The sequence below is a fragment of the Hyalangium versicolor genome, from assembly GCF_020103695.1.
Lineage (GTDB): Bacteria > Myxococcota > Myxococcia > Myxococcales > Myxococcaceae > Hyalangium > Hyalangium versicolor.
In genome coordinates this window covers 229,973-252,238 of record NZ_JAHXBF010000006.1, presented here as the reverse complement: position 1 = coordinate 252,238, position 22,266 = coordinate 229,973, and the positions used below count along the sequence as shown (strand labels likewise).

The following is a 22,266-nucleotide window of genomic DNA, read 5'->3' as shown; positions in this document are numbered from 1 at the left end:
GCGCGGGGCGCGCACCTCGCCTCATGCCGCGAAGTATTTGTGCCCCCGCCGTATCACAGCCCCCCGGGCAAGAAGGAGAGTCAGGGCCTCCTGGGCCAGTTCCACCGGTGCCGAGAGCGCGGTCGTCAACTCTCCAAGCGAGCGGCCCCGGATGGCCGCGCGGATGTCCGCCATGAACGAGGAGCAAAGTGCCTCCACGGGCGACGGTCCGGGGCGAGCAGCGGGAGTGCTCGGCGCGGGCGCGGGTGGAGACGCGGGCCGGGTTCCCATGGCGGCCAGGGCCACACGGGCGGAACCGGAGCGCTCGGGGGCGGAGGCGGGAACAGAGCGCGCGAGCGTCACCGCCGGGGCGGGAGCCGGTTGCGCGGGAGAAGCGGTCGGGGCCACCGGAGCAGCCGGCACCTGCAGCGCGGCTACGGTCTTCGCGGCCACGGTCTGGGCCGGAGCGCGCACGGCGGCGGGAGCCGCGGGAGCCAGCTCGACGGGAGCGCGACGCGGAGGCGGCGGTGGAGCCAGCGATGCACGCACCGGCTGCGCGGGCAGCGTGGCGAGCCGGCGGACCTCTCGCCTGCGCTGCGGCTCGTCCATCTTCACCACGGCAGACACATCATGACCGAGGATGCGCGAGAGGCTCTGCGCGGCGGACTTGCGCACACGAACCTCGGAGTCCAGGAGCGCATCGAGCAGCAGCGTCCGGGCCCCCTCACCACTGGCGGCTCCCAGCGCGAGAGCGGCGAGGCTGCGCACCTCGGGGTCGGTGTCGTGGATGGCCTCCTCGCCGAGCCGTCGCGCCGCATCTCCCTCCAGGCCCAGCGCCAGCAGCGAGGCGCGGCGGCGCACGGCCCGGTCCGGATCCTTCATCGCCTGGGCCAGGTGAGGCGCGGCGTCATCGGGAGCCAGCGAGAGCAGGGCCTTCAGCGCGGAGATGCGAACCTCGGCCACCGGCGAGGCCAGCAGCGGAGAGACGACGGATGCGCCCTGCTCCCGGCACAGCCCCGCGAAGGCCTGGATGAGCGCCACCTGAACGGAGGGATCCGTCTCCGCGTGCAGCGCGGTGGCCAGCGCGGGCGCGGCGGCGGGCTGGGCCAGGGCCTTGAGGCGCTCGGCGGCACGGATGCGCGCGGCGGGGTCGGCGGCGGACAGCTCTCGCACGGAGAAGCCGAACAGCGTCTCGTCGGCGCTGCCCGCGGGGCCTACGTGTCCGGACAGCTCGGCGAGTTGCTGTGGGCTCACGCCAAGCCGGCCCTCATAGAAGAACCTCTGCGCCTGCTGCACCACGGGCGACGCTCCCGTCACCGAGGCCGCCTTGGGCGCCGACGCCATGGCCATCGCGAAGCCAGGCGAGCCCACGTGGAACAGGGGCTCGTCCTCATCGGGCACGGGCGGAGGAGGCCGCTCGGAGAGGGGCTTCACCGCCACGGGAGTAGGAGTACTCCGAGCGACCGGCGCCTCCACGGACATGGAGGGCGTGGACGCTCCCTCCGGCCGGGTCAGCACTTCACTCCGAAGCTGCGAGATGAACGAGGCCAGGTCGATGCCCAGGTCATTGTCCGCATCATCCTCGGGCACCTGGTCCGCGGTGCGGATGCGGCTGGCATCGAGCAGCTTGCCCATGAGCTGGGTGCGCTCGCCTCGCAGCGCCGAGTTGACACGGGCCAGCTCGTCGCGCTCGGCCTGAGAGCGGTTGAGGCGCACCTCCAACTCCGCAAGCTCACGCCTCAGGACGATCTCGCGCTGCCCCGTCTCGGCCAGCTCGCGCTTGAGCCGCTCGCCATCCTTCCGGGCGGCTTCCAGCTCATGGTGGAGCTGATCCGCACGAGCCTCGAAGTAGACGATCTTTTCGAGTGCGCTCTTGAGCAGCGCGTCCGGACGCTCATCACTCACGGCCTGAACAGCCCTCCACCGTCAAGGCGCTCAAGGCGCTGGGTGCTTTCGGTGGGGGCCTCCTCCTGCGGACACCTCTGACCACCTGTGGCATCGGGGCGGGACCTTATGTCAGACCCTCGTGGCAGGTAAACCCCCGAAATAGCTGGGGCTTTTTTCTGATCGGACCCCAAGCCCATTGACAACGCCGCGCGGGCCGATTTTTCGGCCCCAGACGCGAATGGCAGGGGTGTACCTCCAGACATGGGCTCGGCCCCTCGCCTGGGACCCTGCTCTGGGGTCCTAAGCACTTCCCACTAGCGGCCCGTGCGCTTGGGTGAAGTTTCGGACAGACCGGGAGCCACCGTGGAAGGACGGCTGCGCCGTGAACCTCGCGGCGACCCGCGCACGGCGTCGCGCGTCGAATGATCAGATCCACCATGGCGGAGCGGATCATTCTCGCGCGCCACGAGGCGCTCGCCATGCTGCCCGGCCATCCCATCAGGCAGGGTTGATCAGCGCCGACAGAGCCCACAGACTCAGCAGTGAAAAGGGGCTCCGGAGCCGGAAAATCGGCCTCGGAAGGGTTTCGTGATGGAATGCGTTGATCGTCCACCAAGTTGATCCGGGTTCGGGGAACCGACTCGGAACACGTTTCCAACGCCATGGGTTGATCATTCCGCGGGCGGATCCGGAGCCGAGAAATCGGCCTCGGCGCCTGTTCACGACGGCACGGGTTGAACTGTGCACGGCGCGGCACTGGGACGGCACGGGGTGTGCGCGTCCGGTGTGCGCGGAAGGTCTTCCCAGGGCGGCTACGAGGATCCTGGGATGTCAGACGCCCTCCGTAATGTCCCTCTTACGCCGTCGCTCACAACGAGCGACGACTCCCTCGACGACGCGTGTCGCGGCGACGAGGGTCAACGCCCTTCTTCTCAGGTGTCAGAAGCCATGGAACAGCGACTGGCAGGCATCATTGGAGCCTCCGTGCGAGCCGCACGGCAGCGCTTGGATTTGACTCAAGCCGACGTGGCGGAGCGCGTCGGCATCGCCACGGAAGTGTATGGACGGTTGGAGCGAGGCCACATGCTGCCCAGCGTGAAGACGCTGCGCAGGCTGTGCCTGGTGCTCAACTGCTCTTCGGACGTGCTGCTCGGAGTCGCCTCGGCGGATAAGCCGGTGGCGGTGGCCGAGGACCCGCCGGAGTATGGGGAGCGTCCCGAGGTGCGGCGGGTGCTGCGCACGCTGCGTCGGCTCGAGCCGGCCCAGCTGCGCCTCATCAGCCAGGTGGCGGGCGCCATCCGCTGAGCCGAGGCCGCCCGCTTCCTCGTGAGCACGCCCGAGGAAGGGGCGCCCGCGCGCCGGAGATTTTTCGCCTTTTCGCAACTTCTTGGCGCATGGAAAGAAGCGACCTGGGGCGTCCGAGGCGTACATCGCCTCCATGCGCCCCCCCCAGACGACGTCGCCCTCGCTGGACCTGCCGAGCCTTGCCGTGCATGCGCTGTGGTGGGGCTGGTTCCCCGCCTTCGTATGGAGTTGGGACCAGCTGAGCTGGTCAGGCCGGTTGGGGATGTTGGCGTTGGGCTGGGCCGTGCTGTTCTGGAACTACTCCGTGCTGCACAACCACATGCATGTGCCCATCGCGAAGCCGCGGGTGCTCAAGTGGGTGGTGTCGCGGACGCTGGGACTGTCCTGTGGCTTCCCGTACCGGGGCTACTACCTGTTCCACTTCAACCACCACAAGTACAACGACGGGCCCGGGGACTGGGGGCAGCGGCTACCGAGCGAAGGCGTAGTACACTATCTGCTGCGCAACACGCTGAAGCAGTGGTTCTGGCCGTGGGAGCTGGTGGCCAACGTGTGGCGGGCGACGAAGACGCGCACCCACCGGTTGGAGCTGGTGCTGGACTTCGTGGTGGTGGATGGGGTGCTGCTGGGGCTGCTCTTCTGGGAGCCGGCGCTGGGACTGTCCTTCTTCGGCATGCTGCTGGTAGGGCAGGTGAGCATCTTCTGGCTCAACCTGGCCGCGCACTTCGAGTCGGATTCGAGCCGCCGGGACTCTCTGGGCGTGACGTCGACCTCGAAGTTCTATAACTTCTTTTTCTTCAACGCGGGCTACCATCAGGCGCACCACTTCTGGCCGCAGGTGCCGTGGCAGGAACTGCCGACGGCCACCCGGGAGCTGGCGGCGTCGGCACGCGTTCGTCCAACACTGCAAACCTCGCTCTCTCCGATCAATCCGTTGTTCGTGGCGCGGGTGATCCGGAGCTATTCTGCCGAGCCGTGCGATCGGCAGACGGAGTCGACGATTACCTCCGGGACCCCATCGGCCGTTACCTGATCGGCGACGGGTTCCTGCACTGGTACGCCTCGGCGGACCTGTGCGGGTTCATCGCGTGGCAACGTCCGGACGAGCCCTTCATCCGGCGCCTCATCGAGGTGCTGGACGTGGAGCGCACGCCGCATGCGCCGCACCGCTCGCTGGTGGACTTGCGGCGGCTGGAGTCTCCGGATCCGTCGGCCTTCGGGCTCTTCGTGAACTACATGCGGCAGCGGGAGGAGGACTTCGCGGCCTCGGTGCAGCGGCAGGCGCTGGTGCGGCCAGAGGGCATCATCGGCGCGGTGGTGGGTGGGTTCTACAGCCTGCTGAGCCCGCGTTACCCCAGCCGGGTGTTCACGGAGTCGAACGAGGCGCTCTCGTGGCTGGGTGTGCAGGAGGCCAAGGCGGCGGCGCTGCAATCAGAGCTGAATCAGCTGGTGATGGAGGCGACGGGACAGTCCCCGCTGTTGCTGCAATTGCACCGGGTGCTGCGCCCCAAGCTGGTGGAGGCGAGCCTGGCAGACACGGCGCGAGAGATGGGCATGTCCGAGCGCACGCTCCAGCGGAGGCTGAAGGAGGCGGGCACGTCCTTCCAGGCGGAGTTGAACGCGGTGCAGGTGCGCACCGCGCAGCAGCTGCTGCTGGAGACGGACATGAAGCTGACGGCGGTGGCGGTCGAGGTGGGGTGCGCCTCGCTGCAGCACTTCAGCAGCCTGTTCCGGAAGCTGGTGGGCGATTCTCCGAGCAACTGGAGGGACCAGCAGCGCAAGGCGCCGCCGTCCCCACAGGAGAGCCCGCCTGGCAAGTAGCGCGGCCTATCCGCCGTAGCCCTTCTTCGCGGCCGGGCGCGCCATGAGGCGCTCCAGCGTGGCCTTCAGCGTGGGCGTGTCATCGCCGAGCTGCCCCACCCTGCTGGCGAAGAAGAGCACGCCGCCAAGCACCACGTCGGCGGCGGAGAACTTGTTGCCGACGATGAAGTCACGGCCCTTCATGCGCTCCTCCAGCACCGCGGCCACGGCCTTGAAGCGCTTGGTGGCACGGTCGACGGCGGCGGGAGAACGGTCCGCCTCCGAAAGGAAGCGGGTGTTCTGCACGATGGTGATGAGGGGAGGCTCGGCCTCGGTCATCGCGAAAAGGATCCACTGGTAGTATTCGCCGCGCTCTTGCGTACCCACCGCGGGAGCCAGCCCCTTCTCGGGGTACTTGTCCGCTAGCTGCATGATGATGGCGGCGGATTCGAAGAGGGGACATCCGCTGTCCTCGATGGCCGGCAGCTGGCCCATCGGGTGCACCTTCAGATAGGCGGGCTCCTTCTGCTCGCCCTTCAGCAAGTCCACCGGCGCCAGTTCGTAGGGGATGCCGAGCTCCTCGAGGATCCAACGGATACGCGTGGAACGGGACTGCGGATGGAAATAGAGCTTCATTTGGATCTCCAGAGAGGTCAGCGCCGCAGGCGCCGGGCGTGGCCCAGGCGGATGCGGTCGCGCGATGCCTTCTTCTCCGTTCGCGCGCCCGGGGGCAAGATCGGATCCGGGCAGACACTGCGCAACCGACACCCTCGGCATTCCGCGCCGCTCCACACGGCCTCGTAGAGGGCCGTCACCCGGTCGATGACGTCGAAGTCCTCGGTGACGAAGCCCAACTCGAAGTTGCGCGTGTCCTCACCCTTGGCGCCCAGGCCCGCCCCCGTGAGGTTGGCGCTGCCCAGGTAGGCCCAGGCTCCGTCCACCAGCACCGTCTTGAAGTGCACCCGCGGACAGACCTTCAGCTCCAGGCCTCCGCGCACCAGCCGCTCGCTCGCATCGAAGGCCTCGCGGAACGGGCGGCTGGGCAGCTCCGCGTGCAGCAACCGCAGTGCCACTCCGCGCTTCGCCAGCGTCTCGAACAGCTCCAGCACCGGAGCGAAGCGGCCTCCCTGCTCCACGAGCATCGCCTTCACATTGGCCGTGGCGATCCATACCGACTCGCGCGCATGCGCCAGCTTGGCCAGCACCACCTCGCGATAGAGCGCGCGGCCCTGGAGCAGCTCCGCTTCAAGGGTTCGCATCATGAGCCCACACTATCGCACATTTACCTCCCACAGCGAGTCTGCGGGTTTACGAAGAAATGACCCAGGGTCATTGACGACTGACCTCGAGTCACCTACGCATGACTCATGGTCAGTAACGGGATGGCGAAGACGAAGCGTCCGCTGCGGCGGCGGGCGCGGAAGGAGGAGGACAAGGAGGCGCGGCGGCGGGTCATCCTGGATGGAGCGCTGGCGCTCTACTCGGCCACCTCCTACGAAGCGGTGAAAGTGGCGGATGTGGCGGAGCGGGCAAGGCTCGCCAAGGGGACGGTATTCCTCTACTTCCCCACGAAGGAGGCGCTGTTCCTGGCGCTGCTTGAGGAGTTGCTCTTCGCCTGGCTCGAAAAGCTGGAGGGGTTGCTGGGTGGTGGAGAGGAGCAGTGGACGGGACCACAGCTGGCGCGCACCGTGGCCGAATCTCTGGAGGGACACGAGACGCTGACGCGGCTGCTGGCGCTGCGGCAACCGGTGCTGGAGCAGAACGTCGATTCGGAGCAGGTCCGGGGCTTCAAGGAGCGGTTGCTGGAGTCGACGGTGAGCACGGGGGAGTTGCTGGAGCAGCGGCTGGAGTTCTTGAGACCGGGCGAGGGCGCACGCTTCTTCATCCACCTGCAAGCGCTGGTCACGGGGCTGCGGCAGATGGCGGACGTGGCTCCAGCCATGCGCGAGGTGATGGACCTGCCACACATGGCACTGCTGCGTGTGGACTTCACACAGGAACTGACGGACGCGCTGACGACGCTGCTACATGGGCTCGAGACCCGCTGAACGGCGTCACCGTTTGGAGCGGGACTTGGAAGCCTTCGTAGTCCGGCCTTGCTTGCCGGCCTTGCTTGCATCGGGCTTGGAAGCGGCCACTTTGGAGAAGAGCTCTTGCACGGACTCGACGGTCACTGCCTTGCGTAGCCAGCTCTTGAGCTGGTCCTGGTCGGTACAGTCCAGGATCTGCTGTCGGACAGCCTCGTCTACCTCGAAACCTCGGGCATCGAGCACCTCGAACAGAGCGGTCCGCTCGCCCTCGTGGCGCCCTTCCTGCCTCCCTTCCTCACGTCCCTCCTCACGTCCCTCCTCACGTCCCTCCTCACGTCCCTCCTCGCGCCCCTCCTCGCGCCCCTTCTGAAGTCCCTCTTGGAGCCCCTTGGCCACGAACTCGCGCGCAAACTCGCTCTGATACTCGTAGTTGCCACTCCGCATCAGTGCCTCCAAGGATCGACGGGCCGCCTCGCTGAGCGAGGACAAGGCCAGATCAACGTAAAGGCGGACCCGCTCGGCTTCAAGCCCCGCCACGGCCGCCATCACCGTCTGGGCAATGGCCTGCCCCACCGCTTCGTGCCCGTGTGCCAGAGCTGACAGCACCGCCAGCTCCGGGTCCCTGCGCGCCTGCTGCTCGTCAACGAGCACAGGGATGGCATCGGGCCCCACTACCAGGGGCCGAAGCACGAACTCCGGGTGGCCCAGCGGGATGGGCTGTGCGCACCACCGAGCCATTGCCTCATCCGGCGCGACCACCAACAGTGCCGTGGGACATCCCACTCGCGAGCGCAGGCTTGTCAAATACAGCGGCCACGTCTTCCGCTTGTCCTCATCTCGCGACAGCTGCACCTCCACCACGATGGCGAAGACTGGCGTGCCCTCCAACAGCAGAACGACGAGGTCCGCGCGGTACTCAGTCGGTACCACTTCGGTCAGCTCGGCAGACTCCACCCGAGCTTCGGAATAAGGAGGCAGTTCCAACCCCAGCACATCGCGCATCAGCTTGGGAGCCAGTGTCGGACGGTTTCGAAATAGGAGCAGGAGCCCCTCGTGCTGCATGGATGGCATGACGCTGCACCCTACCCGGCACGTCTGACTCCTCGCAGGGGTATGCTCCCTCTGCCACGCCGAAGCCACCCTACCCCAGGAGTCGGCCCACGACAACACGTGGCACGTCAGGCGTGCCGCTTCTTCGTGTCCGCGACAGCCTTCTGGATGATCTTGCTCAAGGTCGCGACGTCGACGTCCTCGAGCGCGTTGATGTAGAGGCACGACTTGCCCGTCTTGTACTTCCCGAGCTTGGTGACCAGGGCCTCGTAGGCGTCCACTCCCGGCATGATGTAGAGCGCGAAGTTCTGCTTCCGGGGCGAGAACCCCACCACGAACCAGTCGCCCTCGCGACCGCTCGCGTATTGGTAACGATAGTCCCCGAACCCGATGATGCCTGCGCCCCACATCCTGGGCTCGCACTTCGACACCTTCTTCATGAGCTCACACAGGGCGAGCGCGTCCTTCCGCTTCTTCTCGGGGCTGACCTTCGCGAGAAAATCCTCGACGCTGGCGGCAGTCTTCTTCGTCTTCAGTTCGGCCACGGAGCGCTCCTTCCAAAGAACTGCGAATTTTCCTCTACCATCCCGCGGCGCTGGGAGGCCTCCGCCAGCCTGAGCCGCTGCCCACCCTGCTCCCGGGCATGCAGCCGTGCAAGAACCTCACGCCCGTGGCCATGAGTTCCCCCCAGTAGGACGTGTTGGTCCAGAGAAGGACGGGGACGGGCGGAAGGGGCTTGCCGTCCCCCCGCGTCGTTGGCTCAAGTAGGTGGCTCGCACGGGAAGACGAGGACCCCTCCAGGCGTTGGGGGCCCGAAAAAACAGGAGAGCAGGCCATGCGCCTCGTGAGGACGGACGAAGTTTCGGGGACGCAGCAACCGCTGCAGGAAGCCTTCGAGCGCCTCCAGGCACGCCGCTGGGAACAGGCCCAGACGACCGCCAGGGAGCGCCTCGCGCGGCTCGAGCGCCTCAAGGCGAACATCCTCGCTCGGCGGCAGGCGCTCGCGGACGCCCTTTATGCCGACTTCCGCAAGCCCCAGGCCGAGGCCGAGAGCACCGAAGTGCTCCCGGTCCTCATGGAGCTGGCGCACACGATGAAGTACCTCAAGTCGTGGATGAAGCCGCAACGGATGGAGACGCCACTGCTGCTCGCCGGCACCCGCAGCGAGGTGCGCTACGAACCCAAGGGCGTGGTGTTGGTCGTCGCTCCGTGGAACTACCCGTTCGCCCTGGCCATCGCCCCACTGCTCACGGCCGTGGCCGCCGGCAACTGCGTGATGCTCAAGCCCAGCGAGAAGACCCCGCACACGGCCGCCTTTCTCGCAGAGCTCGTACGCGACACGTTCGATCCCTCCGAGGTGACAGCCGTACAGGGAGGCCCCGAGGTGGGCGAAGCGCTGCTGCAGCTTCCCTTCGATCACTTCTTCTTCACGGGTGGACCGCGCGTGGGCCAGAAGGTGATGGCGGCAGCAGCCCGGCACCTGTCCGGAGTCACGCTGGAACTCGGCGGCAAGTCCCCGGTGGTGGTGGATGCAACGGCGGACGTGAAGGCAGCAGCCGAGCGCGTCGTCTGGGGCAAGTTCCTCAACGCAGGGCAGACGTGCATCGCGCCGGACTACATCTTCGTGCACGCATCCAGGGAGGAAGCCTTCCTCGCCGCGGCGAAGGATGCGCTGGAGCGTTTCTACGGCAAGACCGAAGAGGCCCGGCGCGCGAGCCCGGACCTGTGCCGGCTGATAGATGATTCGGCCTTCTCCCGCGTGAGCAAGCTGCTGGACCGCACGGTGGCCCAGGGCGGCCGAGTGGTGACGGGCGGAGTGGTGGACTCGGACAGCCGCTACATCTCTCCCACGATGCTTGCCGATGTGACGCCCGAGGCTCCCATCATGGAGGAGGAGATCTTCGGCCCCGTGTTGCCGGTGTTGCGCTACGAGCGGCTCGAGACGGTTGTGGACACCATCCGCGCGGGCGGCAAGCCCCTGGCCATGTACATCTTCAGCCAGGACGAGGAGACGGTGGAGCGGCTGCTGCGGCAGACCTCCGCTGGCGGAACCGTGGTGAACAATGTCGTGCTCCACTTCGTCAACCCAGCCCTGCCCTTCGGCGGAGTGGGCCAGAGCGGCGTGGGCGCCTACCACGGCGAGGTGGGCTTCCGAGAGCTCAGCCACGCCCGCGCGGTGCTCCGCCAGGGGCGCGCATCGCTGGCGCAGTTCTTCTTCCCTCCCTACACGGGCAAGGCCAAACAGCTCGCCCGGCTCGCCAGTCGGCTCTTCGAATAGCCCGCGAGCACCGTAGAGTGCCCCCCGTGCTCACCATCGACCCCCACCCCCTGCTGGATGCCCTGGCCTTCACCACCACCCTGCCAGGGCCGATGTCCTCCCTGCCCTCGCCCGAATGGCTCACGGCGTTCCTGAAGCTGGACGCCCCCGCACCGCTCTCGAGCGATGACACCGTGCGCGGCGTCGTCCGCGACCTGCTGCGCCACGGCGGCTACAAGCCCACCGGCCGAGGCAAGCCCGCCTCGGAGTACCTCGTACGCGCCGCCGGAGACGGCTCCCTGGGCTCCATCAACGCCGCGGTGGACATCTGCAACGCCGTCTCCCTGCACAGCGGACTGCCCATCAGCGTGGTGGACCTCGACCGGGCCAAGGCGCCCTTCCGCCTGGGCATCGCCCCGGCCGGCTCGCAGTACGTCTTCAATGCCTCCGGACAGACCATCGACCTGGACGGGCTGCTGTGCCTCTTCGACGCGGACGGCCCGTGCGCCAACGCTGTGAAGGACGCGCAGCGCACGAAGACGAACGCGGACACCCGCCGCACCCTCACCATCATCTGGGGCGCAAAGACACTGGGAGACCGGACCGCGCGGGCCTTCGCGTGGTACCGCGAATTGCTCGAGCGCCTGGGCGCCACCGTGGAGCGCGTTCCCTGAGCACGCCACTGAACCTATAGCCCCAGCCTGGCGCGAATCGTCGCCACCACCTCATCGGGCCCAGGCGTCACGTCCACCGGCACCGCCTCCTGGGGCACCTCCAGCACCTGGAACTGGCTGTCAAGCAGACTCACCGGCATGAAGTGCCCCACGCGGCCCGCCAACCGGCCGGCAATCACCTCTCGCGGCGCCCACAGGTACACCCACCGCACCCGCGCCGGATCCACCGTCAACTGCTCGCGGTAGCTCTGCTTGAGCGCCGAGCACGCCAGCACCGCGTCCTCGCCGCGCGCCAGGGTCTCGGAGATCAGCTCCCGGAGCCGCGCGAGCCAGGGCGCACGGTCCTCGTCCGTCAGCGGGATGCCCGTGGCCATCTTCGCCACGTTCTGGGGAGGGTGGAAGTCATCTCCCTCCAGGAAGCGCCATCCCAGCGCCCGGGCCAACGCCTTGCCAATCGTCGTCTTCCCAGCCCCTGACACTCCCATGAGGATGATCACCACGTGTCTGCTCCCCTGCTCGCTTCGCCTGCACCCATGGTGAGGCATCTCCCCCGCCGCCGCTACCCTCGAGGAGGGCTACCGTTGACCCGCCCTCTCAGGTCCTCCGTCCACGTCAGACCTGCCGGATACGATTCACCTCGTCGCCGCGACAGCATCGCGGCGTTGTGAGGGGTTCAAACGCGTGGCTGATATCCCAAATGGCGGCCAGGTCGAAGTCAAAGGCTCGGGCGCCAAGCCGTACATCCTGAAGAACACCGGTGGTGTGTATTCGTGCTCGTGCCCGGCCTGGCGCAACCAGTCCGAACCCATCGAGCGCAGAACCTGCAAGCACCTGCGCAAAATTCGCGGCGATGAGGCCGAGGACGCTCGCATCGGCGCGGCGGCCTCCCGGGCCGCGGCCAACGCTCCCAACCGCGCCACCAACCGGGCGGCCACCTCCAAGCGTGCCAGCACGGCCGCGAGCGACGGCAAGGCCCCTCCGGTGCTCCTGGCCCACTCGTGGGAGAATGACACGGACCTCACCGGCTGGTGGATGAGCGAGAAGCTTGATGGTGTGCGCGCCTACTGGGATGGGACGCGCTTCCTCTCGCGCCAGGGCAACCCCTTCTACGCGCCGGACTGGTTCACCGAGAAGCTGCCGGACCACCCCCTCGACGGAGAGCTCTTCGGCGGGCGCAAGAAGTTCCAGCGCACCGTGAGCATCGTCCGCCGGCAGGACATGAGTGATGACTGGAAGGAGCTGGCCTTCGTCATTTTCGACGCCCCCGCGCTGGACGCTCCCTTCGAGGAGCGCATCGCCCACGTCCAGCAATATGTGGACGACGTGGCTCCGCCCTATGCCGAGTGGCTCCCGCACGAGACCTGCCAGGGTGTGGATCACCTGCGCTCGGAATTGGCGCGCGTGGAGGGGCTCGGTGGCGAGGGCCTCATGCTGCGTCAGCCGGGCTCGCGCTATGAGGTGGGCCGTTCGCACACGCTGCTGAAGGTGAAGAGCTTCAAGGATGACGAGGCGCGCGTCATCGGCCACCAGCCCGGCGCGGGCCGGCACAAGGGCCGGCTCGGAGCACTCGAGGTGGAGCTGCGCAACGGCACCCGCTTCTCGGTGGGTACGGGTCTGTCAGACGCAGAGCGCGGTAACCCGCCCGCCCTCGGCAGCATCATCACCTTCCGCTACCAGGAACTCTCCAACGACGGCGTGCCTCGCTTCCCCTCGTACGTGGGCGTGCGCATCGACGCGGAGCCCTGGGAGTCCCAGGGCAAGCGCAAGCGCACCTGACGCATCGCGCCTCCCACTGCCCCTTCTTCCCCGAAAGAGGGGCTCGGGCTCCGTCCTCCATCGAACGAGATGGAAAGAACAACAGATCGTCCATTGAACGAAATGGTGTCTCACCTCAGGTGACGGAGTGGGCCTGTCCACCGTCTGTCACCGCAATGCCGCGAACCTCCGTGCGCAGCGAGGCGCCATCCGCTCGGATTCTACGTCTCGTACATTTCGAGACGAAGCACATGTCTTGCAGGGCATCGGGTTGATCCCCCTTATCCAGGTTCTCCGACCCCCATGCGCTGCGAGCTCTGTCTCTCCGAACATGCCGACGATGTGCTGTGCGGAAACGTGCACTGGAGCCAATCAGGCCAGATCACCCCCGTGAGCCCCGCACGGCCCCAGCCTGCTCCCACCCCCAAGGCCCCGCGCGTGCCCGCGCCCGCGTTGGATCTGGTGGGCCAGACGCTCGGGTACTACCGCGTGGTGCGGCGGCTCGGCTCGGGGGGCATGGGCACGGTGTATCAGGCGGAGCAGACGCGCATTGGCGCGCGGGTGGCGCTCAAGGTGCTGCACCCGCACCTGAGCCAGGACTCAGCCCTGCGCGCGCGCTTCTACGCCGAGGCGAAGACGGTGAACGTGGTGGGCCACCCGAACATCGTCCGCATCTTCGACATCAACGAGGCCCCGGGCGGGCTCCACTACTTCGTCATGGAGTACCTGGAGGGAGAGCCGCTGTCACAGCTTCCCCGGCCGCTGGAGCCGGCCCTGCTCACGCACCTGCTGGCCCGGGCCTGTGAGGCGCTCGAGGCCGCGCACAACGCGGGCGTGGTGCACAGGGATTTGAAGCCGGACAACCTCTTCGTGGTGCGGCGCGACGGGGCTGAGCGCCCCTCGCTGAAGGTGCTGGACTTCGGCGTGGCCAAGGCGCGCGACTCGATGAACGCGAAGCTCACCGCCGTGGGGACGGTACTGGGCACTCCGGCGTACATGGCTCCGGAGCAGTGGACGGGGCAACCGGTGGATGGGCGCGCGGACATCTATGCGCTCGGGGTCACGGCCTACCTCATGGCCACGGGGCGGCTGCCATATCCGCGCGGCCAGGTGGCGGAGATCGTCCTATCTCCCACGGCCCCAGGCCCGGTGCCGCCGCACACGCTCAACCCGTGCATTCCCCAGGCGTTCTCGGAGACGGTGCTGCGCGCGCTGGCACGCAGCCCCTCGGAGCGCTTCGCTCACGCGCTCGAGTTCAAGCAGGCCATGGAAGCGGCGATGAGCGCCTCGACACGCTCCCGGGCCGTGCCCGCGCCCTCGCCCATCCCCGAGGCCCTGCGCGCGAGCACTCCGATACCCTCTCCCACCGTGTCCCTGCGCGTTCCCCGCGCGCACCTGCCACGAACGGAGCTCCAGGCCCCCCCAACATGGGAGGCCCGCGTACGCCGCCGCAATGGAGCCGGTGAGGTGACGGTGCAGTGCACCGAACTGAGCCGGGGCGGGCTCTTCCTGTGCTGCTCCGAGCCCTTCCCCCAGCTCTTCACCCAGTTGGCATTCACGCTGATTCTCGACGGCCAGCCCGTGGAGTGCGTGGGCGAGGTGGTCCGGCACGTGGACTCGGTGCAGGCCCAGACATGGAGCATGTCCCCGGGCGTCGGGTTGCAGTTCATCAACCCCTCGGCCCAGCTCCGAGAGCACGTGCGAAGGCTGCGTCCCGCGCGTGCGCTGCCCTCCACGCCCGTGCCCGTGACTCAGGACTGCGTCCTCTAGTAGGGCAGTGTCGGCTCCCATCCACCCTCGTGGATGGAAACGTCACCTTCTCAACGCGGGGAGAGGGAGCAAGCACCGCCCCGCCCTCAGTGAGCACCAGGGCCTCGGCTAGCGTGGGAGCCTCATGGAACATGGGAAACGCAAGGGGAGTGCGGCCTCCGGGAAGGTCGGCAGTCTCTGCGGGCTGTGGTTGCTGGTGATGGGGCTGGTGGTCGGCGCGTGCCGGGATTCCGTCGGGACGGCGCTCTACGTCACCATCGACTTTCCGTCCTCGATACAGATGGACCAACTCCTCGTGTCGGGCGTCGTCGCGGGCAGCAGCATCGGTCCCCATGTGCTGCCGGAGCAACCCGAGCGCCTGCTGGCCAACGGCGAGACGTTCCGCATCCTGCTGTCCTCTGTTCAGGGCAAGGCCGAGGCGGAGCTCACCGTGGAGGGCATGCGTCAGGGCGAGCGGGTAGCGCTCGGCACCAACCGGGTGGAGGTCCGCGAGGGGGATGAGGTGGATATCACCGTGCACCTGGACCCGGCCTCTCCGGATGGAGAGCCGAATGGAGGCTCCTGCCCCGATTGCGCGAGCGGCTGCTGCGCGAACGGCATTTGCACTTCCCCCGCCTTCAACACCTGTGGCACGGGCGGCGTCGCCTGTGTGACGTGCGATCCGCGCACCTCGAACGCCTGCTCTCCCCAGGGCGCCTGTGTCTGCGGGCAGGGCCCCGCGTGTGACCCCATCACCGCGGACCAGTGCATCAATGGTCAGTGCAAGTGCGGTAACGCCTCGGCGTGCGGCTTCGGCCAGGAGTGCGTGGCGGGCAAGTGCGAGTGCACCCCCACCTCGTGCGGCGGTTGCTGTAACGGCAACGTGTGCGCGCCCGGCAACAACATCAACGCCTGTGGGCGCAACGGCGTGACGTGCGAGAAGTGCAAGAAGACATGCAACTCCACGGGCACCTGCAGCTGAGCCGCGGCTAGCTGCCGCGCGAGAGCACCTCGATCATCATCCGCTGCACGTCTTTCTTGCCGAAGGGCTTGTCCAGCACCCGATGCTGTCCGCTGGCGAGGAACTCTCGAGCGCGAGGCGTGAAACCACCGCCCGTCATGAAGATGAACCGGCGGGCCAGGGCGGGATTGCGGGTGGTCACTTCCTCGTAGACATCCATGCCCGAACGGACCGGCATCAGCAGATCGCAGAAGACGATGTCGTAGGAGCTGCGCAGCAGCCGCTCCATGCCCATGACGCCACCGTTGGCTATCTCCACCGAGTGCCCCTCCAGCATCCGGCCCAGCGCGGCGGCCACGGACGGCTCGTCATCGATGATGAGCACGCGCGTGGGTGCGGCCGTCGGCACCGGGGCCGGGGCGGATACCGAGGAGACAGCGCCCGCCGCGGGCGGCAGCGTCACGCGGAACGTCGTCCCCTTACCCACCGTGGACTCCACGGTGATGTCCCCGCCATGCGCGCGCACCAGCGAATGGCAGATGGCCAGCCCCAGCCCCGTGCCCACGCCCTGCGGCTTGGTGGTGAAGAAGGGCTCGAAGATGCGGGCCATGTTCTCGGGGCGGATGCCGCTGCCCGTGTCGCGCACCTCCACCACGGCGTTCCCCTTCTCGTCCGTGCGGGTGATGAGGCGGATCTCGCTGGTGTCCACCTTCCCCTCGGGGATGGCGTGCGCGGCGTTGATGACGAGGTTGAGGAAGACCTGGAAGAGCTTGCCGTCGTTGCCAACGATGGGCGGCAGCGCGCCGTAGTCCTTCACCAGCTTCGCCCGGTGACGCACCTCGCTGGCCGCCATCTGCGCCACCGAGTCCAGCACCCGGTGCAGATCCACCGACTCCTGCCGCTCCTCGTCCACGCGCGAGAAGGACTTGAGCTGGCGGACGATCTGCCGCACCCGCTCGGCGCCCTCGCGCGCGTCGCCCAGCACATTGCGCCACTCATCCACACGCTCGGCGTTGGTGGGCCCGGGTGCCATGTCGCCGTGGACGAAGTCCAGGTTGGCGATGACGTACGAGAGCGGGTTGTTCAGCTCGTGCGCGATGCCCGCGGCCAGCGTCCCCATGGAAGCCATGCGATCGCTGAACATGAGCCGCGCCTGCATCTGCTTGCGCTCGGTGAAGTCGCGCGCCAGGGTGACGAGCGCGGGCCGCCCGTCGAAGGTGACGCGCAGGGTAACGAGGTCCGCCACCAGCTCCTGGCCATCCCGGCGCAGCAGCTTCACCTCGTGCGCACGGGCGGACACGCCCTGAATCGCCTCGGCGATGTGGCGAAGGATGGCCGGGTGGTCCTCCACCTTCACCAGCATCAGCACCGGGCGCCGCAGCAGCGTGTCCGGCGTGTCGTGCCCCAGGTAGCTCACCGTGGCCGGGTTGACGTAGAGGACGCGGTTCTCCGCGTGCACGAGCACCGGCTCCGGGAAGCCGTCGATGAGCAGGTGCAGGCCGGCCTCGGTGCTGCGCAGGGTGGCCTCGGTGCGCGCCCGCAGCGCGTCCGAGGTGCGCTGCTCCAACGCGAGCGACAGCGCGGCCGCCGCCCCCGCCAGCAGGCTCACCGTCCCCTCCTCCCACGGCCGCGCGTCCACGCAGTTGTCGAAGCCCAGGAAGCCGATGAGATCCCCATGCATCCTCAGCGGCAACAGCATCACGGCACGCACACGCCGGGCCGCCAGGTTCGCCTGGAGCCGGGGCGGACAGTCAGAGGCGAGGAACTGCAGGGGCTGGCCCGCCCGGAGCAGCAGCACATGGTCCAGCCGCAGCACCTCCTCCAGGGGAAAGTCCTTCAGCTCCGGCAGGCCGAGCTGCCCGGGGATGTTGGGCGCGCACCACTCGGCCTTGTATGAGACACGCAGCCGCTCCAGCTCGTCCTGGTGCGCCTCCAGGATGTAGGCCCGGTTGGCCCCCACGGCGCGGCCCAGCGGCTCGAGGACGCTGGGGTAGAGGTCCCCCTCGGACTCGTGCGCCAGCAGCCGGCGCTGCACCTCCACCACGGCGGACAGGCAGCGCTCCCGGGTGGAGACCGCCTGCTGGGTCGCCCGTCGCGCGGAGATGTCCGTCAGCAAGCCCACCACCTCTCCGGGCGCGGCCGGTGACGCCTCCGCGAACAACTCCACCCAGCAGGTGCCCGTGCGAGTCAGCACGCGCACCTCCTCCATGAAGCTGTCCGCCTCGCGCGTCACCATGGCGCGCACCTGCTTCTCGATGCGCTCGCGATCCATGGGGTGCAGGGCCATGACGAGCGAGGTGCCGAGCGTGGAGGAGGGCTGCATTCCGGTGAGCTGCCGCCAGGAAGCGCCGAGCAGCGTGAAGCGGCCGTACCCATCGAGCTGGAAGGCCACCGCGCCCAGGTGCCGCACCAGCAAGCGGTAGCGCAACGCGTCCGCTTCGAGTTCCGCCGTCAGCGGAGTGGCAGGGCCCGAAGCTCCGCGCGGCTCACCCGAGCGAGGCTCCGGTGGCTGCTCCGGGCGCCCGGAAGACTTCGATCCTGGACCCCGCTCATCCGCCAAAACGACTCCTCCCTCTCATTGCATGAGACCGGACCGGTGCGAGCCCGGCCACCACTCGAGGTTGGTGACGCTCCGCCCTTTCCGCCGCCGGCCCCTACTCCACTCCGTCTCAGCACGCACCATCCTGTGATGTACGGGCGGCGCGACCAGTTCACCAGGGCCTGGAGATCACTGGTAGTGCACACATTTCCGGGTCACCGGAGCCCCTCTCTCCGAGGATGCCTGGGCACTCGCCCAACCCATGAGGTAGGGTGGTCCAGACTCGACGCTTCATGTCCCTGACCTGATGAGTGAGGAATCCCCCCTACCTGATACGTGGTCGTGCATTGCACGAATTACAGATTTCAGCGTAAACTGGCCAATGACTTGATTTCCTATTCTTCCAGGAGTTGGCGCATGCGGCTTCCCCCCGGGCTGATGCTGCTGTGGTGGGGGCTGGCGGGGTGCGCCAGCGGCTCCGGGCTGGCGACCGAGAGCGCCACCTATGGCCTCAAAGACGGGCAGGTCTGGGTCACGGGACCGTGGGAGGCCATCCACCCCTCGAAGGATCCAGATGAGGTGATTGATCAGTTGTGCCCCGCCGTCATGGAGCTGCCGGGCGCGCGGTTCGGCGACCATGGCCGGGAGTACTGCGGCCTCATCTACTCGCTGGGCGACGGCACCTACTACGCCAGCCACCCTTCTCCCCTCGGAGACCCGCAGATAGGACGCGTTCCCCGAGAGAAGAACTGCTACGTGCCACGGCAGGTGGTGGATGCTCGAGGCCAGCCAGCGCCCCTGGCCGACTACCACGGTCACCCCTGGTCTCCCTCTTCCATGGTCGAGAGCAAGGCGGACCTTCTCGCCGCGACCCAGGTGTTCTCGATTCGCATCCAGTTCGACAAGGCCTGCCACATCCAGAAGTTGGTCCCCTATCTGAAGGAGGACCGCCCGGGCGAGCTGTACGAGCGCCGCGGCAACAGCTGGAAGCTCATCGGCCTCATCCAGCCCGAAAACAAAGCCAGCGGACGGGTCACCCTTGTCAACGATTGAACCGCGCCCCAGCGGCCAGCGGCTCCAGCCCGCGCCGCTCCTGAGGAACTTCATGAAGCGTCCCCTGCTGTTGGCGCTCTGCGCCCTGCTCCCCGCCTGCGCGCTCTTCCGGCGCCCGCCACGTCCTGTCTATGCGCCGCCGCAAGAGGCCACGGGCATCACCTTCCCACCGGAGCCGCGCAATCTCGAAGGGAGCGTGAGCGTCACAGGTCCCCTGTTCGTCGCCATGCAGCTCGCCATGGAGGACTTCCGCCCCTGGGATCTCACTCCCCCCAAGGACGCCACACCCCGTGAGGAGTGCCTCTACAAGCGCGAGTCCTACGACATGAGTGCGGCCCCCGGGGCCGACGGTGTGGTCTTCGTGCAGATCTGGCCGCGCCCCGGGCCGTGCGAGATGGGCATGGGCCCCATTCTCGATTTCGGCGCCAACTACATCATCGACACGAAGACGTGGCGCATCCTCGCGATCACGCACTGAACCCCATCACCCATCCACGGTGAAGTGGCAGCGCTCGCGCTCCAGGGAGATGAACCGCGCGTCGTCCATCATGGGGGCCCGGCGAGACACCATGTCGTGGCACTCCCAGGAGTAGCGCTCGCCGTTGAGCCGCACATGCCCCTCGGCCACCAGGCGCGTGGCCTCCAGCAGCGGCACGTGCGCCAGGTCCCTCATCAAGGCCTCGAAGCGGCCCTGGCGGATGGGGTCCACGAACCGGAATCGGGCTCGAGCCACGACAGCCAGATGGTACCACATGGGCCGGAAGGCCACCCCTGACAGCTTCAGCCGCTCCCCCATCAGCATGAGCATTTCCCCCGCTTCTCGAGACAATCCCAATCCTGGCACTTCCTGGCCCGGGAGTTGGGGCCGCACGGCGCTGAAGCGCGCGTGCGGGTGACGCAAGGTGAGCCAGTTGACGAAGAGGTAGTCCTCCTGGGCGAGGCTTTGCCGCGCCAGGACACAATCCACCAGCACGTGCTCGCGTCCGTTCGCGCGTCCCAGCAGTTGGATGCGATCGCCCGTGCCCGTGGTGCTCACCTCCACCCGAAGCTGGCCGTAGCCCAGCCGCTCCAGGTGCGGCAGCAGGCCATAGCGAAAGAGCGCGTACTCGAGGGACTGCGCCGTGTAGTAGCCCAGCACCCGTGGCTCGTGCGGAACCGTGTGTCCCAAGGAGCCTTCGAGCTCCTCCAGAGTAATGGGCTCCCAGTCCGTGGACGACTCTCGCGAGAGCAAGCGCGAGATGTGCTGGAAACGGGCGCTCAGGGGATCGAACCGCTCGTGGATGGACTGGTGCCCGCGCCCGCCCAGCACCAGCACCGAGCCAGCAAACACCTTCCAGGAGTCCGCGTGATAGCCGCCTCCAGGCAACCACACGGACGGGACTCCTCGGAGCGCCCGCGCCACGAGTCGATCCCGCTGACGTGCCCCTTCCAATGAGAGGCCCAGGCGGCCGAAGCGGTCTCCGCCCAGCACGTCCGCGCCCGCGATGACGAAGGCCAGCTGCGCGCGAGGCATGCGGTCCAGCAGCGCCTCGAGGCTGGCGAGGTACTCCGCGTCACCGGTCCCTTCCGGCATCAGCACCTCGTCCACACCGGACAGGCCTCCCCAGTTGCTCGCGGAGATGGAACCGATCCACACCTTCGGATCGCTCGCGAGACACGCGGCTGTGCCATCCGGAGGGTGGGCGTCCAGATCCACCACCACCGCCCTCCCGTCGAAGCCCTCGGAGCGAACGGTGGTCAGGGCCACGGCGATGTCATTGACGGCGCAGAAGCCTCCGCCATGGTCTGGGGCCGCATGGTGGAAGCCACCGGCCATGTTGGCCACCGGGCGCCCGCGTGCGAGCGCCATCCGAGTCGCCTCCACGGTGCCGCCACAGACGCGGCGGAGCGTGTCCAGCACCGTGTCCACGGGCACATCCGAGGGATCCACTGCGAAGATGCGCGCAAGTGTCTCCGGCCGGCCGAGGGACTCCAGGTAGGCCACGTCATGAACGCGCGAGAGCTGGGCGTACGAGGCGGGCTGCGGGCGGTGCACCTCGGTCCGGTGCAGCACCCGCATCTCCAACAGGTACCAGGTGGTGAAGTCCACGCGGCGAGGCTCGATGCCGGTGGAGAGCTCGAGCCCCGCGAAAGGCAGGCGGTAGGACTCGTCATAGAAGACGGGGACCCGAGCCCGAGCCGGGCTCAGCCGCGCGATCCACCCCTCCACCCAACCTCGCATCCGCGGGCTCACCTCCATAGAAGCGCGCATCCAGAGGGCCCCCCAGACCCGGAACGCGCAGAGCATGCCACTGCTCGCTTTGCTGGGTCCACACACGAGGACAGCGCCAGAGCTTCCCTTTTGGCCCTCTTGCAGACCCTCACGGGTTCGTGGAGTCGGGCACCTCCGCGCCGGTGCGCACCTCTTCTCGGAGCCCCGGGCTGCGCCGCTTCGCCGCCCGAGCCAGCAGCGAAGTGAAGAGCGCCCAGGCCAGGCCGGCCATCCATCCACCCAGGATGTCCGTGAGGTAGTGCACCCCCAGGAAGACCCGCGTCAGCCCCACCAAGAAGGTCAGCGCCAGCGACACGCTCAACACGTACACCTTGAGCCACCGGTTCTCGGTGAGCTGTGCCAACAACGCGCCCAGCGTGAGGTACACGATGGCCGAGAGCATCGCGTGACCGCTGGGGAAGCTCGGCGCGGAAGCCTCGGTCAGGTGCGGCACCACCGTGGGCCGTGGCCGGGCGAAGAAGGCCTTGAGCAGGGAGTTCAGCACCGCTCCGCCTACCGTGGAGCCGAGCACCAGCAGCAACGAGCGGAAGTGCCGCACCAGCGCCAGGAAGCCGCACACCGCCAGCGTGACGAGCGTGAGCACCGTCACGCCTCCCAACGACGTCACATCCCGGGCCGCGCCTCGCAGCCAGACGGGGCCAATGGGAGTCGACGGGTCATCCGCCCGGCGCAGCGCGAGCACCACGGCCTCGTCGAAGCCCTGGGTCTCCTTCTCGAGGATTTCGTCCGCGAGGGCGACGAAGCCCAGACAGCAGCCGACGAGCACCAGCAGCGTCCCCAGCAGCCGGATTCCATCCGCGCTCTTCAGCGTGGTTCTCCACTCGCGGAAGCGATACCGCATCCCCTCCACCTTACGCATTCCCAGCATTGTCGCAGAGCGAGAACCTCACGGCCGCCTGGAAGTGCACAGAACGCCTGGACCCTCGGCTCCCCTCCCTCCTGCCCCGTTGTTCTC

At 67.9% G+C, this 22,266-nt stretch carries 20 protein-coding genes; 11 read left to right on the top strand and 9 right to left on the bottom strand.

What is annotated here, in order from left to right:
• Positions 1-21: 21 nt before the first annotated feature.
• Positions 22-1,884: a HEAT repeat domain-containing protein gene (locus KY501_RS14850; protein WP_224363590.1), complete on the bottom strand. Its 1,863-nt coding sequence runs from the start codon at positions 1,882-1,884 to the stop codon at positions 22-24.
• A 930-nt stretch (positions 1,885-2,814) separates the two neighbouring features.
• Here KY501_RS14850 and KY501_RS14845 point away from each other — a divergent pair.
• The 3 genes from KY501_RS14845 to KY501_RS14835 all read left to right on the top strand — a co-directional run bounded on the left by KY501_RS14845 (position 2,815) and on the right by KY501_RS14835 (position 4,992).
• Positions 2,815-3,171 (top strand): helix-turn-helix domain-containing protein, encoded by a 357-nt coding sequence (locus tag KY501_RS14845; protein WP_224363589.1) that lies wholly within the window; start codon positions 2,815-2,817, stop codon positions 3,169-3,171.
• A 133-nt stretch (positions 3,172-3,304) separates the two neighbouring features.
• Positions 3,305-4,204, top strand: a complete 900-nt coding sequence (locus KY501_RS14840) for a fatty acid desaturase family protein (protein ID WP_224363588.1) — start codon at positions 3,305-3,307, stop codon at positions 4,202-4,204.
• An 80-nt stretch (positions 4,205-4,284) separates the two neighbouring features.
• Positions 4,285-4,992, top strand: a complete 708-nt coding sequence (locus KY501_RS14835; protein ID WP_224363888.1) for a helix-turn-helix domain-containing protein — start codon at positions 4,285-4,287, stop codon at positions 4,990-4,992.
• A gap of 6 nt (positions 4,993-4,998) precedes the next feature.
• On the opposite strand, the gene KY501_RS14830 is transcribed toward KY501_RS14835, so the two are convergent.
• Both KY501_RS14830 and KY501_RS14825 read right to left on the bottom strand, forming a co-directional pair.
• Positions 4,999-5,607, bottom strand: coding sequence for a glutathione S-transferase family protein (locus KY501_RS14830; protein ID WP_224363587.1), 609 nt, complete (start codon positions 5,605-5,607; stop codon positions 4,999-5,001).
• 17 nt (positions 5,608-5,624) lie between these two features.
• Positions 5,625-6,230, bottom strand: a complete 606-nt coding sequence (locus KY501_RS14825) for a phospholipase D-like domain-containing protein (protein WP_224363887.1) — start codon at positions 6,228-6,230, stop codon at positions 5,625-5,627.
• Between the two features lie 108 nt (positions 6,231-6,338).
• Here KY501_RS14825 and KY501_RS14820 point away from each other — a divergent pair, with 108 nt between their 5' ends.
• Positions 6,339-7,019 (top strand): TetR/AcrR family transcriptional regulator, encoded by a 681-nt coding sequence (locus KY501_RS14820; RefSeq protein ID WP_373691607.1) that lies wholly within the window; start codon positions 6,339-6,341, stop codon positions 7,017-7,019.
• A gap of 6 nt (positions 7,020-7,025) precedes the next feature.
• Here the strand turns inward: KY501_RS14820 and KY501_RS14815 are convergent, their stop codons facing one another.
• Positions 7,026-8,072 carry a hypothetical protein gene (locus KY501_RS14815; RefSeq protein ID WP_224363585.1) on the bottom strand — a complete coding sequence of 349 codons (1,047 nt, stop codon included), beginning with the start codon at positions 8,070-8,072 and terminating at the stop codon, positions 7,026-7,028.
• 107 nt (positions 8,073-8,179) lie between these two features.
• The gene (locus KY501_RS14810) at positions 8,180-8,596 is read right to left on the bottom strand and encodes a DUF1801 domain-containing protein (RefSeq protein ID WP_224363584.1); all 417 of its coding nucleotides are present in this window, start codon (positions 8,594-8,596) and stop codon (positions 8,180-8,182) included.
• A 290-nt stretch (positions 8,597-8,886) separates the two neighbouring features.
• Between KY501_RS14810 and KY501_RS14805 the strand changes: the two genes are divergently transcribed.
• Together KY501_RS14805 and KY501_RS14800 are read left to right on the top strand one after the other, a co-directional pair.
• On the top strand, positions 8,887-10,329 hold the full coding sequence (locus tag KY501_RS14805; protein WP_224363583.1) for an aldehyde dehydrogenase family protein: 1,443 nt from the start codon (positions 8,887-8,889) through the stop codon (positions 10,327-10,329).
• 26 nt (positions 10,330-10,355) lie between these two features.
• Complete coding sequence (locus KY501_RS14800; RefSeq protein WP_224363582.1) at positions 10,356-10,982, top strand: phenylalanine--tRNA ligase beta subunit-related protein; 627 nt, start codon at positions 10,356-10,358, stop codon at positions 10,980-10,982.
• 14 nt (positions 10,983-10,996) lie between these two features.
• Here the strand turns inward: KY501_RS14800 and KY501_RS14795 are convergent, their stop codons facing one another.
• The gene (locus KY501_RS14795; protein WP_224363581.1) at positions 10,997-11,482 is read right to left on the bottom strand and encodes a gluconokinase; all 486 of its coding nucleotides are present in this window, start codon (positions 11,480-11,482) and stop codon (positions 10,997-10,999) included.
• Positions 11,483-11,663: 181 nt separating this feature from the next.
• On the opposite strand from KY501_RS14795, the gene KY501_RS14790 reads away from it, so the two are divergent.
• From KY501_RS14790 to KY501_RS14780, 3 genes are all read left to right on the top strand, one after another.
• Positions 11,664-12,758, top strand: coding sequence for a DNA ligase (locus KY501_RS14790; protein ID WP_224363580.1), 1,095 nt, complete (start codon positions 11,664-11,666; stop codon positions 12,756-12,758).
• A 282-nt stretch (positions 12,759-13,040) separates the two neighbouring features.
• On the top strand, positions 13,041-14,507 hold the full coding sequence (locus KY501_RS14785) for a serine/threonine-protein kinase (RefSeq protein ID WP_224363579.1): 1,467 nt from the start codon (positions 13,041-13,043) through the stop codon (positions 14,505-14,507).
• Positions 14,508-14,631: 124 nt separating this feature from the next.
• Positions 14,632-15,468, top strand: a complete 837-nt coding sequence (locus KY501_RS14780; protein ID WP_224363578.1) for a hypothetical protein — start codon at positions 14,632-14,634, stop codon at positions 15,466-15,468.
• A gap of 7 nt (positions 15,469-15,475) precedes the next feature.
• On the opposite strand, the gene KY501_RS14775 is transcribed toward KY501_RS14780, so the two are convergent.
• Entirely contained in the window at positions 15,476-18,007 is a 2,532-nt protein-coding gene (locus KY501_RS14775) for an ATP-binding protein (protein ID WP_224363577.1), read from the bottom strand.
• Between the two features lie 396 nt (positions 18,008-18,403).
• Between KY501_RS14775 and KY501_RS14770 the strand changes: the two genes are divergently transcribed.
• Positions 18,404-19,039: a hypothetical protein gene (locus tag KY501_RS14770; protein WP_224363576.1), complete on the top strand. Its 636-nt coding sequence runs from the start codon at positions 18,404-18,406 to the stop codon at positions 19,037-19,039.
• Between the two features lie 52 nt (positions 19,040-19,091).
• A complete protein-coding gene (locus KY501_RS14765; RefSeq protein ID WP_224363575.1) occupies positions 19,092-19,517 on the top strand; it encodes a hypothetical protein in 426 nt (141 codons plus the stop codon).
• A 6-nt stretch (positions 19,518-19,523) separates the two neighbouring features.
• Here the strand turns inward: KY501_RS14765 and KY501_RS14760 are convergent, their stop codons facing one another.
• Both KY501_RS14760 and KY501_RS14755 read right to left on the bottom strand, forming a co-directional pair.
• Positions 19,524-21,260: a histone deacetylase family protein gene (locus KY501_RS14760; protein ID WP_224363574.1), complete on the bottom strand. Its 1,737-nt coding sequence runs from the start codon at positions 21,258-21,260 to the stop codon at positions 19,524-19,526.
• A 139-nt stretch (positions 21,261-21,399) separates the two neighbouring features.
• Positions 21,400-22,152: a phosphatase PAP2 family protein gene (locus tag KY501_RS14755; protein WP_224363573.1), complete on the bottom strand. Its 753-nt coding sequence runs from the start codon at positions 22,150-22,152 to the stop codon at positions 21,400-21,402.
• Positions 22,153-22,266: the final 114 nt, after the last annotated feature.